10 protein-coding genes are annotated in these 16,980 nt (G+C 35.2%); 4 read left to right on the forward strand and 6 right to left on the reverse strand.

All coding sequences use genetic code 11. From position 1 onward, the window contains the following. Window positions 1-174 precede the first annotated feature (174 nt). Both CHSO_RS00535 and CHSO_RS00540 read right to left on the reverse strand, forming a co-directional pair. Window positions 175-1,131, reverse strand: coding sequence for an alkaline phosphatase family protein (locus tag CHSO_RS00535; protein WP_045491185.1), 957 nt, complete (start codon window positions 1,129-1,131; stop codon window positions 175-177). A gap of 153 nt (window positions 1,132-1,284) precedes the next feature. Next, the gene (locus CHSO_RS00540; protein ID WP_144428831.1) at window positions 1,285-2,877 is read right to left on the reverse strand and encodes a hypothetical protein; all 1,593 of its coding nucleotides are present in this window, start codon (window positions 2,875-2,877) and stop codon (window positions 1,285-1,287) included. A gap of 1,353 nt (window positions 2,878-4,230) precedes the next feature. Here CHSO_RS00540 and CHSO_RS00550 point away from each other — a divergent pair. From CHSO_RS00550 to CHSO_RS00570, 4 genes are all read left to right on the forward strand, one after another. Continuing rightward, the gene (locus tag CHSO_RS00550; protein ID WP_045491191.1) at window positions 4,231-4,707 is read left to right on the forward strand and encodes a Dps family protein; all 477 of its coding nucleotides are present in this window, start codon (window positions 4,231-4,233) and stop codon (window positions 4,705-4,707) included. 94 nt (window positions 4,708-4,801) lie between these two features. Then, window positions 4,802-5,980, forward strand: a complete 1,179-nt coding sequence (pncB, locus tag CHSO_RS00555; protein ID WP_045491193.1) for a nicotinate phosphoribosyltransferase — start codon at window positions 4,802-4,804, stop codon at window positions 5,978-5,980. A 512-nt stretch (window positions 5,981-6,492) separates the two neighbouring features. Beyond that, window positions 6,493-8,094: a GEVED domain-containing protein gene (locus CHSO_RS00560; RefSeq protein WP_084220897.1), complete on the forward strand. Its 1,602-nt coding sequence runs from the start codon at window positions 6,493-6,495 to the stop codon at window positions 8,092-8,094. Between the two features lie 808 nt (window positions 8,095-8,902). Further along, window positions 8,903-9,658, forward strand: a complete 756-nt coding sequence (locus CHSO_RS00570; protein ID WP_045491201.1) for a DUF5995 family protein — start codon at window positions 8,903-8,905, stop codon at window positions 9,656-9,658. Between the two features lie 66 nt (window positions 9,659-9,724). Here the strand turns inward: CHSO_RS00570 and CHSO_RS00575 are convergent, their stop codons facing one another. The 4 genes from CHSO_RS00575 to CHSO_RS00590 all read right to left on the reverse strand — a co-directional run bounded on the left by CHSO_RS00575 (window position 9,725) and on the right by CHSO_RS00590 (window position 16,979). Continuing rightward, complete coding sequence (locus tag CHSO_RS00575; protein WP_045491204.1) at window positions 9,725-12,823, reverse strand: efflux RND transporter permease subunit; 3,099 nt, start codon at window positions 12,821-12,823, stop codon at window positions 9,725-9,727. Beyond that, window positions 12,823-13,938 carry an efflux RND transporter periplasmic adaptor subunit gene (locus CHSO_RS00580; RefSeq protein ID WP_045491207.1) on the reverse strand — a complete coding sequence of 372 codons (1,116 nt, stop codon included), beginning with the start codon at window positions 13,936-13,938 and terminating at the stop codon, window positions 12,823-12,825. The genes CHSO_RS00575 and CHSO_RS00580 overlap by 1 nt, the downstream gene beginning before the upstream one ends. 42 nt (window positions 13,939-13,980) lie before the next feature. Continuing rightward, window positions 13,981-15,255 (reverse strand): TolC family protein, encoded by a 1,275-nt coding sequence (locus tag CHSO_RS00585; protein WP_052480448.1) that lies wholly within the window; start codon window positions 15,253-15,255, stop codon window positions 13,981-13,983. A 362-nt stretch (window positions 15,256-15,617) separates the two neighbouring features. After that, window positions 15,618-16,979 carry a sensor histidine kinase gene (locus CHSO_RS00590; RefSeq protein WP_045491210.1) on the reverse strand — a complete coding sequence of 454 codons (1,362 nt, stop codon included), beginning with the start codon at window positions 16,977-16,979 and terminating at the stop codon, window positions 15,618-15,620. Window position 16,980 lies beyond the last annotated feature (1 nt).

Consider the following 16,980-nt stretch of genomic DNA (forward strand, 5'->3'; position numbering starts at 1 on the left):
CTTTTTATTTTAGGGTGCAAAAATAATAATATTTTTTTAATTGACAAGCAGTTATGGAATTTTATTTTATAAGAAATTTTATTCATTTGTTTCCAAAACCATCGAAAACCTCCATTACTTTTATGTTATTGAATCATTTTAAGTAATGGAGATTAGTATCAAAAAATCAAAGTTTTATTTAAAGGCATCCTTTATTATTTTTCCTTTCATGTATTGTGTAGGAACTCCTAAAAGTTCGGCCATTGTACTTGCAATATCAATTTGCTCATAGTTTCCTGTACTGATGGTCGCATTCTTTTTAAAATCCGGGCCCATGGCGAAGAACTCAATATGTCTGCATCCTGCGCAATCGTCTCCATGTTCCGCAAAACCTCCGTTAGCATCTATATGCCTACCGTGGTCGTTAGACACGATAAGTGTAGTTTTATCTTTATAAGCAGGCAGTGACTGGATATAATCCCAGATTTCCTTGATAGAAGCATCAGTAGTTTTAATGGCTTTGATGTATTCATCCCATTTATTAGCATGACCGTAAGAATCTACATCTTTAAGGTTGATGACCATTACATTCGGGCTGTATTTCGCCATAACTTCTTTTGTCTTCGTCATGGTAACAAGATCATCCCGGTATCCTGTTCCGTTTCCGCTCACTCCGCAATCTACGCTGGGCTGGAATTTCCCTTTCCAGTCTAACAATTTACAATCGTTCAAAACTTCCAGTTTATCTTTAGAAGCAATAACCCATGCCTTTGTTTTATCGGCTCCCGTGAACTTAAGCCACTGTTGCATTACCGATGGAAAGCCAGGTAATTCAGTTCCATTATTTTTAATATTTTCATAGACACCCGAACACATGGCACTATGTCCAGGATTTGTATTTGTTGTTCCGTTGTTTTTAAAATTACTGATAAAAACACCCTGGTTCAGTAAACTTACTCTATTAGGAATATTTTCTTTATTGGCCGCTTCCCAGGTTTCAGAAATACGAGGCCCGTCAACAACAAGAAGAACTACATTTTTAGTTTGATATTTGGATTCCGGTTTTGATGTATGGGTTTGTGCATCCGTATCGTTACTGCTGCATGACAGCATGAATACTGATAAGATAGAATACAGGAAAAACTTCTTCATTGCTTTTTACTTTATATTATATTTCGAGTGCAAAGCTAGAAAACTCAATCTCCGGGTTCATTAACAAATTGTTATCTATTCCTTAAGAATTTAAGACGAAAATCAACAAAACGGGAAATAAAGAATTTATGAAAAGAAGACTATACCCGATCTCTATTCTATTATCGTAACAATAACGTTTTTATTCCAATTAAATTTTTTAATGTTTTGTTTCAGTTCTTCCAGATTCTTCGTATTTATAGAATATATGGAAACTTCCAGTCTTGCTACGGTTATCTTGTCTTCAATTTTTAAGGTGCCTGCTTTTTTCCAATAAGAAGGAACATAGCCTTGCAGCCAGCCTTCATATACAACAGCAATATCGTATTGATGATTCAGACAATATTTACTAAGAAAGTTCCCGAAGTTTTGGTCAAACCCTTTTTTATTTTCATTAAAATGAATTGTTTCTACAGAACCAAGACCGGCAATATCCAATAAATGAATATTTGTATAGTAACTGATCGCTCCAATATCATTAGCTACTACCTTAGAAGTATTATAAAACTGATGTAAGAATTTTGCAGACTGCATCTGCTGTTCATAAATATTCTTTCCCCCATTACTCATAATAGGGTGAGCCGCCCAACATTTGTATAGCATAAGAAAAACATTTGCAGCAATAAACAGACTCACCAGCTTTTCTTTTTTAATATAATCAGTAAAATTGAAGAACAGATCTTTACATTTCGGTATTAATATCATACAAAAGCCTGTAAGAATATATGCTTCATATCGTAAGAGTCCTTTTAAATCTGCAAACATAGCATGACAGATCATTACCAGTGAGAATACAATTAATAAAAAGTTATCTTTCAATATTTCTTTTACCTTTTTCGTTCTAAGGTCTCTGTAAATGAATATTGCACACAAAAAGAGAGGAAAAAAACCTATTTTATAAAAACTGATATTCAGCAAAAGATTATCCAGTAAAATCACTTTAAGCTGTCCTAAAATATTTGCATCAAGGCTTAATTTTGTTCCTTTTACCACTACTGAGTTAGGAAAGAAATAACCATCCTGCTGATAATTATAAGCACAGAATGCTATAATAGGTATAAATCCCAACAATAAAACAAATGATGCCTCCTTCCATTTTCTGACAAGAGTAAACATAAAAGCAAGGATTACAAAATAAAACATGCTTTCGAAACGGACTAATCCCATTAACAATAAACTGAAATAAAAACCAAATACAGCAAGCTTTTTATCTTTATAATGGGAAAAACAAAAAATATTAATAACAAAAAGAAACACCTGGAAAACATGTTCCATTCCTGAAAGAATATTCAAAGGGAGCACAATAAAGAAGACAGTAAAAAGTACGGCTAAAGCTGTTTTTTTAACTTCTTTAAAAACTTCAGCATAATATTCAGAAAGACCATAAAGAATTCCAATGCTAAAAATAACATTGAAATACAACGGAATCTGATCACTGTTTCCAAAAATTTTAATCAACATACTCAGTATGTAAGTAAACAATGGAGAAGAGGAAGTTGAGGAGAACTGATATTTTGTCATTCCCCACACTTCATACAATGCAAAGTTCTTGGCCATGGCAAGATGAATGTAGGCATCATCCAATGGATAGATGTAATGGCTGTCAGTTTTCAGAACAGAATTGATATAATACAACAGACAAACTGAGAAAAAAAGGATAAAAGACAGTAAGAAACTGCGTAAACCAATACTTCGGACTACTTCCATTTTAAGAATAAATATAAGATCTCAAAGATAATAAAACTACAATAAGAGAAAACATAGTTGTTATCGTCAATCTTATGCGAGATAAGTTTGGATCCATTTAATCATGGTATCGTGTTGAAGATGCAAAAGAATAAGCAAATAAAATACTCCAGAAAAAATCAGATATGAGGATTTTACCGGATTATTATTGAATGATGCGGTTCCAGAAGTATTTGCATTTAATAAGGATGTAAAAACAATAAATAATAATGTAGAATAAATATAGTTCCACCTCATCCAGTCAATTCCAAGATAATATAAAGGAGCTACCCAGAAAAGACAGATGATATTACAAAAAATATAAGTGTACAATGATTCTCTTTTAAACATATAGATATAAAATCCTATTTGAAAAATCATTATAAGAAGCTCTATACCATGAATGAAAAAAGACAATTTATACTGAAGGACAAAATTAAAATTAAAGTAATATTCCAGATCAAAAATATTTTCTCTTTGAAAAACCACTCCCCTGCTTTTTAAAATAGATAAACTTTCTCCCTGATTAACATTTCCTCCCCAAAAATAAATAACCCCAATACATATGAAAGCAGCAATAACTAAAGACAGGATATACCTGATATTAATTTTTTCCCATTTGGAGTAATTAATCCAAATTAAAAAGGGCAAGAAGAAAAGTCCCAGTTCATGTATAAAAAGAAAAATTATAAAAAAAATCCATAAAAGAGCATCATTGAGCTTAGATTTTTTTGCAAATGAATACCAAAGCATAATGAGAATTAATATCATCTCTCTTCTCCCTGCGTTTCTGATAGTTAATGCCGGAAATAGCAAAATGTAGGGAGACACCATTATACACAAGTAAAAAAGATCTATTGTATACTTCCTGATGCACAAAAGTATACCATATAGAATCATAGAAAGACATAAGATTTGAAAAATAAGAATTTGATATTGTAATTTCAATCCCGTCGCATCCTGTATATAAAACAAAACATTCCCCAAAAGGCCTCTTCTCTTGAACCCCCCATCTGTATAATTAACTAACCAGTCAGAAATAGTCCAACCCGAAACCGGATCTTCAGCCATAAAATATAGAGCTATGAAAACCCCTATATAAATTAATATAACTCCAATACTAAAATATTTCACAAGAGATCCTCTTTTATTTTCTGGAATGTTTATAGCTATATCAAAAAGCATATTGTATAATTTTCTGCTGTAAATTTTATATTTGGCAATATTAATACTTCCAAACTATTTTAAAAAATTTTCTTATAGTTATCATCTATTAATATCCCGGGTTATTCGGCACGATATTTCGTAAATTTGAGATATATAAAAGATAAACTTATGAAAAACGCTAGTATTATTGGACTTAAAGAAACCGACTGCAAGAAAATAGCAGAAAAATTAAATGCACTTTTAGCCAACTATTCTGTATTTTACCAGAACACAAGAGGTTCTCACTGGAACATCAAAGGAGATCAGTTTTTTACTCTTCACCCGAAGTTTGAAGAACTTTATAATAGCTTAGTCTTAAAAATTGATGAAATTGCAGAAAGAATCCTTACATTGGGAGCCACTCCTGCACACAACTACTCTGATTATCTAAAAGTAGCCACCATCAAAGAAAGCAAGGAAGTAACTGATGGAACTAAAAGTGTTGAACAAATCCTAAATTCATTCAAAGTAGTAATTGATCTTCAGAGAGAGCTTTTAGATATTACAGATCAGGCTGGTGATGAAGGAACCAACTCTCAGATGAGCGATTACATTACCGAGCAGGAGAAAGAAGTTTGGATGTACAATTCTTATTTGGGGAAATAAACCGGTAAAATCATCAAAATATTTCAAAAAAATCGCCTTACATTTAGGCGATTTTATTTTTAATTTTTATATTTGCGTTAAAATTACACATATTATGAACGACGTAAGACTCAACTCTATCCTAGATAACGATTTCTATAAAATAACCATGCAAAATGCAGTGGTAAAACTTTTTCCTGGTTCTATTGTTAAATATGAATTCATCAACAGAGGGAAACACCATTTTCCGGAAGGTTTTGATGTTGCTTTAAGAGAGGCTGTTAATAAAATGGCTGAACTTAAACTTACTAAAGATGAAAAGAAATTCATGGCCAGAACATGTCCTTATATTGATCTTCCTTATCTGGATTTCTTGGAAGGTTACCATTATGATCCATCTGAAGTGAAAATTCGTCAGGAAGGCGGAGATCTTTCTGTAATTGTTGAAGGTCTTTGGTACAGAACAATTCTTTGGGAAGTTCCTCTGTTGGCATTAATCAGTGAGCTGCATTATGAAATGAATCATATGGAGAGAGATTCCAATGAAGTAGTGATGAGCAAAACTATTGAGAAAGCTGATTCTTTGGGCCGACTTGGGGTAACATTTGCAGAATTCGGGACCAGAAGAAGACATTCTTATAAGGTACAAAATCTGGTAATGGAGGCTTTAACACAGAAAAAAGATTCTACCTTCATCGGAAGTTCTAATGTCCATTTTGCCATGAAGTACGGAGTAAAACCAATCGGAACCCATGCTCATGAATGGTTCATGTTCCATGCTGCTGAATATGGTTTTAAAATGGCTAATGAACTGGCTCTGGAACACTGGGTGGATGTATACAGAGGAGATCTTGGTGTAGCCCTTTCAGACACTTATACTACGGATGTTTTCTTTCAGCAGTTTGATAAAAAATTCGCTAAGCTTTTTGATGGTGTACGCCACGACAGTGGTGACGCTCTGGAATTTGCAGATAAGACCATTGCCCACTACCAGAAAAACGGTATTAACCCGATGTTTAAATATATTATTTTCTCTGATGCTTTAAATCTTGAAAAGGTAGAAGAAATCACGAACTACTGCAGAGGAAAAATAGGAATTTCTTTCGGTATAGGAACCAACCTTACCAATGATGTAGGCCTAAAACCAATGAATATCGTAATGAAACTTATCGGGGTACAGGCTCCGAATAAAGAATGGATCCCAACTGTGAAACTTTCTGATGAACATGGAAAATATACAGGTGATCCAAAAATGATTGAACTGGCTAAAGAATTCTTAAGAATAAAAAATTAGCTATAAACTAAAATGATGAAAAAATTCCATCATCATTCTATTTCTCCGATACTTATTTAACCCGAGTTCTGGATAAGACATTTTTGTTTTTAGTAAGGAAGGAAGCCTGGAGCTGGGAGAGGGAAGTGAGTTGAGTTTAAAAAACCACTTATAACCCTCTAATTTATTATTCCTTTAAAGACTGCTTCATCAAATTTTTACGGCAACGTCAGAAATGGTAGTTCCGATAGTAACTTCCAGCCTCTCTCTTCCAGCTTCCAGCTTTATTATCCCGAACTTTGGTTATTTATACACAAATAAAGTCTAACATCTCTGTGATAATTAGTGCAGGTAGAGCAAAGCATCTGCACTATTACAGTTTTTAACACCTTCAGATCAAAATATAAATTATTAAAAACTCACAAAACACAATAATAATTTAATAAATAACTGATTATCAATTATTAAAATTTCTAATTATTTGTTAATTACATAAAATATTGTTACATTCGGAAAAACAAAAACTTTATTTTATGAAAAAACTACTATTTTTGAGTTTCACCGCATTGTCAATAATGGGCAGTGCACAGATTTTAGTGGCAGAGAGCTTTGAAAATGCTCCTAACCCTGCATTTGTAATATCAGGAGGATATACTGGGACAGCAAGTATCTATACAGGCTCCGCCGCTTGTGATGGTACCGGATTTATAGGTGCAGAAGTATGGGGAGGTGGCACTACAAGCAAAACTGTTAACTTAGTTTATACCAAGCCTTCAACTCTAACGGCTAATGGTAAAAAAATAGACATCACTTTTTCGTATTCTATACTTGCTTATGATAATGCGAGTCTAATAGGAGGCACTTTAAATGTGGGCTATTCTACCGATGGAGGTACTACTTATACATCAGTAGGCAGTGCAATTACACTTGCAGCCACTGATACATCCTGCGCAACATTTACCGGAACAATTCCGGAAAGTGCGAATGTAAATGGAAATTTCAAGTTGAGGATACAGACTCTAGGAACTACAGGCGATACTTATGATTTTTATAGTTTTATAGATAATATACGTATTAAACAAGAAGTAACTGCCGCTCCGGCCTGTGCTACAATAAGCAATCCTATGAACGGTGCAACAGGCGTTTCTGTGCGCCCCAAAATTACATGGGGGGCCGTAGCAGGAGCTGAATCGTATAAAATAAAAATTGGCACCACATCAGGAGGTTCAAATATTTATTCAGGAACTATTTCTGATACCTCATTTACACCAACACTTGCTGGTTCTTTCCCACAAAATACACTTCTCTATGTAACGGTTACCCCAACTAATTCTTTAGGAGATGCTTCAGGATGTCAGGAAATATCTTTCACAACTGGAACTAATGCACTTCTTCCTTATTGTGGCCCTCTTGCATCTAAACTTGGAACTTATGCAATTTCTAATATCCAATTTAGCAATATGACCAACGCATCTACATCAACAACAGTTCCTCATGAGGATTTCACTACTAAAATAGCTACCGTTAACAGAGGAACTTCTTATCCGATTACCCTTCAAGGAGCCGGTTTAGGAACCAATAACCGATTTGGATTTACAGTATTTATAGATTGGAACCAAAATGGAAGCTTTACTGATGCGGGAGAGGCATATTTTGTAACCTCTGATTTTGCAGGAGGCGCAGCAGCATCAGGTAGTACAATTACGGTCAATAAAAATATCCTAATACCAACTACTGCTACTTTAGGTAATACCCGAATGAGAGTTAAATATCAATTTAACAGCTCAACTACATCCGTAAGAACAGAATTATCAAACCCATGCGCTGATGTAAGTGAAGGGCAAGTAGAAGATTATACCATTACAGTGAATGATGCTTCATTGGCAACGTCTGAAATAGGCATGAACAAAAAGGCAGAAATCTCTATTTATCCTAATCCATTTAAAGATATTCTACAAATTTCTGATACGAAAGGAGTAAAATCAATCACTGTAACTGATGTTGCCGGCAGACAGCTGAAAACACTTAAAGCCAGCAAAGAAATTAATCTTTCTGATCTTGGTTCAGGGCTTTATCTGATTGGCCTTCAAATGGAAGATGGAAGTGTAAAAACTTTGAAAGCAATTAAGAAGTAATATACCTTAAAATATATTGATAAAGAGGCTGTCTCACTTTTTGAGACAGCCTCTTTTTATGATTAGTCACTACAGACAGTTGTTATTTTTATCGGATAACAGCAGTCGGAAGGATAACTACAATAAGCATAACCAATTCTGCAGCTTCCATCCTCAAACGGAGGCTCACACCTAGAAAATGCACCTCCTATTACCTCTTTCAATTCTCCTCTGTTCAGGCTTTTTAAATTTTTCATAGCAATTCTTTTTTTGTTTTATTCCTACTCTTTAATATTTTCAGATACTTCATTTAATTATTTTTTTTAAATAATCAAATACACAAACTTTTGATAATCATCTATATTTCAAATAAATATAAATAAACAAACTCATTTAATTTAATAATATTTCCTAGTACAAAGAATTATTTTTCATTACTTTAGCTAAAGCAAAAACAAACTTACAAAACTGAATGTAAGCAAGTTACAAATATCATTACACTAAAAAATTAATTCCATGAAAAAAATGAACTTATCTCAGCTTTCGAGAACAGAACTTAAAGAGGTATTCGGAGGGTATTTACACCTGCCAGAATGTCCCGGAGGATGCCATGGTGAAGCCATGATTAGATGTCCTGACGGCTCAACCACTATGACAAATTATATATGCATGGGGGGAAGATGCGAAGTAGCCGCAATGTGCAAACCTATAGTCATAGGACCCATTGATCCTATTGATCCCGAACCTATTTTAATCCCTTAGTATTTGATACATTCAGTGAGCCGTACCGGCTCACTTTTTTATTATCTTTAAATAAATAAAACCTACCATGAAAACTATTGAAGAAGTCCTGAAAAAACTTGATGAAATTATCATTTGGTGCAAAGAAAACAAAAGCTCGGCAGGATATTTTGCCTGTACTTACCGCATTATGACTGCACAGGTTTTAAAAGGGATTCAACAAAATAAATTTGAAGACAATCCACGAATGACCATGCTGGATATCGCATTTGCACAACGCTATCTTGAAGCATGGGAAAGTTATAGTAAAGGTAAAAAGTGTACCAATTCATGGTATATTGCCTTTGAAGCAACCAAAAATAAAGATCTGCTGATATTACAGCATATTTTTCTTGGAATGAACGCCCATATTAACCTCGACCTTGGAATTTCTGCAGCTTCTATCGTACCTTATCGAAAAATCAATCCATTAAAAAAGGATTTTGAAAATATTAATTATGTGATTGCATCCATCAATCAGAAAGTACAGGATTCTCTGAACAAAATATGTTATCCGGTACAACTCATCGATCAGCTTTCCAATGGAAAAGACAACGCCATATTGGATTTTGCTATTTCCAGAGCAAGAGATACTTCATGGGCAACAGCAGTTATTGCATCTAATACTCCTAATTTTCTAAGAGAACAGGTTATTAACATAGTGGATTATGCTGCGGCAAAGGTTGCTACCCAAATTTTAAATCCAAAAATTCTTACCTCTGCCCTGCTTAAAGAACTGAAAAAATGTGAGAGCAATGATATTGTAAAGAATATTGAAATCCTGGAATTATCTAAAACCACATAAACTAAAACAAAAAGGCCGGGATCTTCCTCACGGATCCCGGCCTCATAATGAACAAATAAAAAGAAACTATATTGTTTCCTTATGCTTTTTACGATAAGCATAATAGAACACAATCGGTAATATGGTAAATGAAAGCAGCATACAGATAATTAATCCACCTACAATCATAATAGCCAACGGTTTTTGAATTTCAGAGCCCATCCCATTAGACATAGCTGCCGGAAGAAGTCCCATAGATCCCATCAATGCGATCATCACAACCGGACGAATTCTGCTTTTTACGCCTTCAGAAATAGATTCTTTAAGTGACATTCTGTTCTGAAGATTTTCTTTCATCACTCCAATCAGTACAATACCATCAATAGTAGCTACGCCAAAAAGGATGATAAAGCCGATCCCTGCTGAGATTCCAAAAATTGTTCCCGTAAACCAAAGGGATAAAAATCCACCTATGAATGCAAAGGCTAATGTAATAGAAGAAATTAAAGTATCTTTTACATTCCCAAAATTGAAATACAACAGCATCAGAATAAGCACCAGCGAAATAGGAACTACCATGGCCAATTGCTTGGCAGCTCTTTCTTTACTTTCAAATTCACCAGCCCAAGTCATTTTATGGTTTTTCGGAAGTTTTACTTCTTTATCCACTTTTTCTTTGGCTTCTTTAATGGTACTTCCCAGATCACGCCCTTCAATATTGAATCCTACTCCAATGTATCTGCTGTTTCCTTCACGATAGATGAATGACGGTCCGGTATGATAATCAATGGTTGCAATTTCCTTCAATGGTACTTTTTTATTATCCTGAGTGGGGATCAGAATATTTCCCATTTTTTCCGGAGTGTCACGATATTCTTTTTCGAATCTCAGCATTACGTCAAACATTCTTTCTTCTTCATAGAACTTGGTAGCGGCCTGCCCGCCAATCGTCATTTCAATTACTGCCTGAGCATCCGCCATAGAAACTCCATATTTGGCCATTTTGGAATCGTGAAGCTGTATTCTGAGTTCCGGAAGTCCTATGTTTTTAAAGACATTCACATCTGAGATTCCCGGAACAGTTCTGATGGAATTCGCAACCTGATTGGCATAATTTTCCAGTTGGAATAAGTCATTCCCAAATATTTTAATTACCAATGGTGCTTTTACTCCCGCTACATATTCTTCTACGTTATCCTGAATCGGCTGGCTAAATCCAAAATTGATTCCTGGATACTTTTCAAGGGAAACCCTCATCTGTTCGAGAAGTTCTTCTTTGGAGATTTTCTTCTTCCACTCATTTTCCGGTTTCAGCTGGATATTAAATTCAATATTAAAGAATCCTGTAGGGTCTGTTCCATCATTGGGGCGACCGGTTTGAGTCATGACGAATTTCACTTCATCATATTTCATCAGAATCTCCTTCATATCTTTGGTTAATCGTACAGATTCATCCAGATTGACGCTATTCGGAAGAGTGGCACGTACATAAATAGCTCCTTCATTCAGCTTAGGTAAGAATTCTGAACCGTAGTTTGAAAACCTCCAGCCACATAAAACAAGTAAGGCAACAAAACCAATCATAAACCCTTTTTTATGGCGAACACTGAATTCATAAATGCTAAAGATATTCACTCTGAAGAATCTGGAAATAAAGTTTTCTTTTTCCTCAATATTTTTGGTTAATAAAAGTTTACACATCGCCGGAACATAGGTTAAACTCAATATTAATGAACCAAGCAGAGCATACCCTAGTGTAAATGCTAAAGGAGAGAACATTTTTCCTTCCACTTTCTGGAAAGAGAAAATCGGCATCAACGCTACAATCAAAATCAGTAAGGCAAAGAAAATATAACCTGCCACACTTCCTGCACTCTTCTTGATGATTCCCAGCTTGGAAATCTTATTAAATCTTCTGAGGCCGATTTTCTTGGCCTTCAATTCGAGGGCAACAAATACATGTTCAACAATAACCAATGTTCCTTCCAATAACAATCCAAAGTCTAGGGCTCCCATGGAAATAAGGTTCGCCGGAAGTCCTTGAATTTTCAACATGATGATTGCGAAAAGGAATGCCAACGGAATTACTGACGCTACAATAAATGTAGTTCTCCAATTGTAAAGGAAGATGAATACAATAATGGAAACCAGAATAACCCCTTCAATCAGGTTTTTGGAAACGGTATGAACGGTTGTATTTACCAATTCTGTACGGTCAATGATCGGAACAATCTGAACATCGCCCGGCAATTCTCCGCCATTCAATTCCTCTATTCTGTCTTTAAGCCTTGCAATGACTTCATTTGGATTTTCACCACGAAGCATAATAACAATGCCTTCTACTACATCATTTTCCTTATTGTATCCTACCTGCCCTAATCTTGGTTTTGCTGATATTTTAACTTCAGCAACGTGCTTCACCAAAATAGGGGTAGAACCTTTTACTTCAATCTGAATATTTTCAATATCCTCCTTCTTTTCCAAAAGACCAATCCCCCGCACTACATAAGCCTGATCTCCTTTTGCCACTACATCTCCGCCTACATTAATATTACTCTTCGAAACTGCTTCATACACATCCAGGGGGGAAAGGTCGTAATTGTGTAATTCCGTAGGATTAATTTTTATTTCATATGTTTTTTCCTCGCCACCGAAGCTTACCACATCTGCCACTCCGGGAACTGCCAACAATTCTCTTTCAACTACCCAATCCTGAATAGCAGTCACCTCTTTAATGGGCAACTTACTCTTAATAATATAGCGATAAATCTCTCCCGTGGCTCCTGAAGGAGGTTCAATGCTGTATTCTGCTCCTGCAGGAAGATCTACATTACCTAGTTTATTGGAAGCATACTGCTGTGCATAAAAATCATTGACATGGTCATCAAAAATGACAGTAACTACCGATAATCCGAACAAGGAAATAGATCTTACCGATGTTTTATTCGGAATAGCATTCATTTCCTTGGAAATTGGCAATGTGACAAACTTCTCTATCTCTTCTGCACTTCTTCCAGGCCATTGGGTAATGACTCTTACTCTGGTATTGGTTACATCCGGAAATGCTTCAATCGGAGTATGTATATAGGAATAGATTCCCCCAGCCAGCAACAGGAAAGTTCCTAAAAGAACAATCAGTGAGTTTTTTAAGGAGAAGGAAACTATATTCTGTACAAATTTTCGCATTACTTCTTAGAGGTATTTAATTGGTTTTTCAGGTTCTCATAAATCAACAATCCGTTGGAAGCAATTACATTTTCTCCTTGCTTAAGATTTCCTTCTACATAAATATATTGGCTATTAGAAGCAATTTCTGTTACAGGTCTTATTTCCAGCTCGCAGTCTTTTTTATACACCACTACATAACTCTGATTATTATCGAAAATCAAAGCTTTTGCAGGAATTGCCAAAGCACTTTTATTTTGTGCATTAACAGGTAAAACAACATCTGCCGACATTCCCGGTCTTAACTTCATTCCGTTGTTATCCATAATGATCTTCGCCTTTAAGACTCTTTCATTTTCATTAAAAACCTGAGAAATAGTGTTGATCTTTCCTGGAAAACTGTCATCCGGATATGCTAAAGTCTTCACCACTACCGGCTGATCTACGTATACATGTCTCATATTGGTAGCATATACATTCGCCATTACCCAAACTTTATCCAGATTGGAAATGGTAAAAAGCTGGTCGCCACCGGCAGTTATGGGCATTCCTTTAGAGACATTCTTGCTTATCACATAGCCATCTGCAGGAGCTTTAATTTGTAATGTACTCCCACCGGCAGAATACAACTGCATATTCTTTTGCGTTTTAGAAATATTAGACTGAAGAATCGTGACTTCGGCTCTTGCTTCCTGAAGATCTTTCTGAGAGGCAATATCATCTTTGTACATTGCTTCTACAGAGGCCAGTTTTCTCTTAGCCACAGCAAGCTGAGCATGTAATGTCTGGGTATCATCCTGCATTTCATTCACTGCTGTACTTTTTATGGAAGCCAAAACCTGTCCTTTTTTCACATAATCTCCAAGGGAAAAATAAGTATCCGTAACAACTCCATCCACAAGGCTTACAAAGGGAACTGTTTTATCAGAATTGCTTTCCACTTCTCCGGTAAGAGTAATGCTTTCTTCAATAGGAAGCATTTCTGCTTTAGCCAGTTTAATATCTTTTTTAAGTTCCTGACTGATGCAATATCCTTTTTCAGCTTCATTGGCTGGTTTCTGATCTTTACAGCCCGTAAGGGTTATCAAAGCAGACAGATAAATAACTGCGATATATTTAGTAGTGTTCATTTTCATAAGTAGATGTTCATATTTTTTAAGGTCATGCTTAAGGGTTATTTATAAATCCTGCCCAACAACATATTGCAGGTTCTCATAATATTGATTAAGCTCTTTTTTAGTATCCAGTATGATCATTTTATTACCGATATAGGTCTCCAGAAAGTCCATGTATTCCAGCATGCTGATATTTCTGAGTCTGAAGTTTTTTTCATGGCTTACCAATAAACCATCTAATGTAGATTCGTAGGCTTCATCAATTTCTTCTGAGACTTCTTGGGTACGGATATAGTTTCTGAAAACGGAAACAATTTCATTCTCAGATTTCAACTGGTTTTTACGGGTTTCATTTTTACTTTTTTCAATTTCGAGTCTGGCCTCCTGAATGTTTCCTTTATTTCTGTCGAAGATGGGAAGATCTACTGAAACGCCTAATCCGATAAAGTCTTTCATAATATTTCCACCACGATCATAGCCAATAGAAACAGCCACATCCGGAGTTTTCATGGCGTTCTGAATTTCAAGGCTCTTGGCAGCATGCTTCTCTTTATTTTTAGCGATCATAATATCCGGACGGTTTTCTTTTGCTTTTTCCAACCATTGTGTAAGTTCAATTTCTGAAAGCTGTTTCTCTGGCAGAGTAAACGAATCTGAAATCACAAGATAAGAATGAGACGGAATCATCAGTAAGGCTTTCAGTTCTGCCTGCTGGTCTTCAATTTCCTGTTTCAAGGACACAAGCTTTTTCTTGAATTCAATTTCCTGCGCCTTTAAACGGATATATTCTGCCTTACTGATGTTCCCAAGGTTTAATTGGTTGTTGTAAGATTTTGTTAGTTTCTCAATAGAAGCAATTTGACCTTGGTAAATTTTCTGTTGCTCCTGATTGTATAAAACCTCAGTAACTGAATTTCTTAAAGTCTTTTTAAGTTCACGCAATACTTCCTGTAGTTCGTATTTTTCGCCTTCTACTTCAATTTTCTGTAATTCTATATTTTTTCTCCGTTTCCCTGCCGTCTGAATCACCTGTTCTATTTCCGCAGAGATCTGGGTATTCTTTCCCCAATTTCCGATGAGTGCAGGCTGCTCTTCAATATCATAAGTTCTCCAGAGATTAACTTCACTGATGCTTAATTTAGGATTAGGCCAATACTTAGCCTGAAGCGTTCTGGCTTCTGCCTGGGAAATCTCCAGTTTTTGGGCAATAATATCAAGGTTATTGGCAAGAAAGATCGTTTCAGCCTCCTTTCTGCTGATCTTCAAAGTATCTGAAGTCTGTGCAGAAAAGAAACTAAAACAATGAATATAAAATAGGGTAAAAAAAATCTTCTTCAAGGTCTCTTATTTAAGACCACAAAGCTATTCTCCTAATATTAGAGCCAATTTCGAATGAAATTAAAATTCAATTAGGCCCACATTAGAGTTTGATTAGAATAGGTTGGAATAGATTTTAAAGGTGCTCGCAGATTATGGAGATTACGCAGATTTTTAACACGAATTACACTAATGTTTTTCACAAATAACACCATTTTATATTATGTGAAATTTATTCGCAAAGATCTGTGAAAATCCGTGAAATCTGTGGGAAACATTAAACACAAATTACACTAATGCATTCACAAATAACACTATTTTATTATTCAACACAATAAAATTATCAGCAAGCATCTGTGGAAATCTGAGCAATCTGTAGGAGGTTAGAAATTAGAAGGAAAAACAAGCAGAACATTTGTGCCCACATCTACTTTAGAGTCAATTTTCATGATAATATGATGATGATTAAAAATACTTTTAGATAAAGACAGCCCAATGCCGCTTCCTTTGATCCCATCTACATTCTTTCCTCTGTAGAATGTATCTGTAATTTTGATAAGATCGTCTGAAGGAATTCCTTTTCCCTGATCTTTCACTTCAACATTCAATTGTCCTCCATTTTCTGTTAAAATGATTTCCACAGGATGACCCTGAGAATACTTGATGGCATTCTCTACAATATTATATAATGCCAGATACAAAAGCGTTTCATTACCCGGAAACTCCAGTAAAGAAGGTTGGGTTACCTGAAGCTTGATCTTAATAGCTGAATTATTTTCTTTGGCTTTGGAATCCAGTTTTTCATACATTTTCCAGATCAATTCATCCACTCTTACCTGTTTATGGGAAGATTCAAGCTTTGTCATCCCGGACATCAGCAGAAGGTTGTTGAGAATATTTTCAATCTCATAGACGTTATCCAGAGATTCTTTGGCTACTTTTTTATATTCTTCGGGGGTTCTGTCTTTTTGCGCGAATACTTCCAGATTTCCGGAAATAGCAGCTAACGGAGTTTTAAATTCGTGAGAAACGTAGTTGATAAAATTCTGTTGGAGCAATACATTTTCAGAAATTCTTCCCAGTAATTTATTATAGGATTTAATTAAATCTTCAATTTCATCATTGGTATTAGTAGAGGTAATAGCGGTAGAAATATTATTATACTCTACTTTATTAATTCGCTCCACCACATTAGAGATAGGTTTATACACCACTTTTGAAAGATAGCGGCTCAAAAAATAAATAGCTAACAATCCAATAATCAACACAGAGAGCATAATAATGGAAAGCCTCCATATCTGTGATTGGAATGAGTCATTCGGAGATTTTACAAAAACAACAAAATCCCCCTGATTATCCGGATAGAAAATACCATAATAGAACTGATTATCAGACATAAACTGGGTGCCTTTGTTATTTCTGGCAGCCTGTAAATGAGAAGGTCTAATATTTTTATCATTCAGATTTTGCCCAAACGTCACTTCATTATTCTGATTATATACTGCAACCTGATTATTCTGAATCAGATGTTTATACTCCTGTTTAATCTGGGCATGTCTGTCTTTGGGTAATTCGTCTTTTTCAAGATAATAAATGGCGGAAATCAGAGCTGTATTCCTAAGTTTTTCAAAATAAAAGATCTTCGTACTGTCATAATAGGCAAAAAATATCACCGCAGATGTGATGATAGAAACAATGCCGAACGAAAGGCTTGAAATAAGGGTAAACCTGTTCCTGAGCGTCATT

The organism is Chryseobacterium sp. StRB126, from assembly GCF_000829375.1.
In the GTDB taxonomy this organism is placed as follows: Bacteria; Bacteroidota; Bacteroidia; order Flavobacteriales; family Weeksellaceae; genus Chryseobacterium.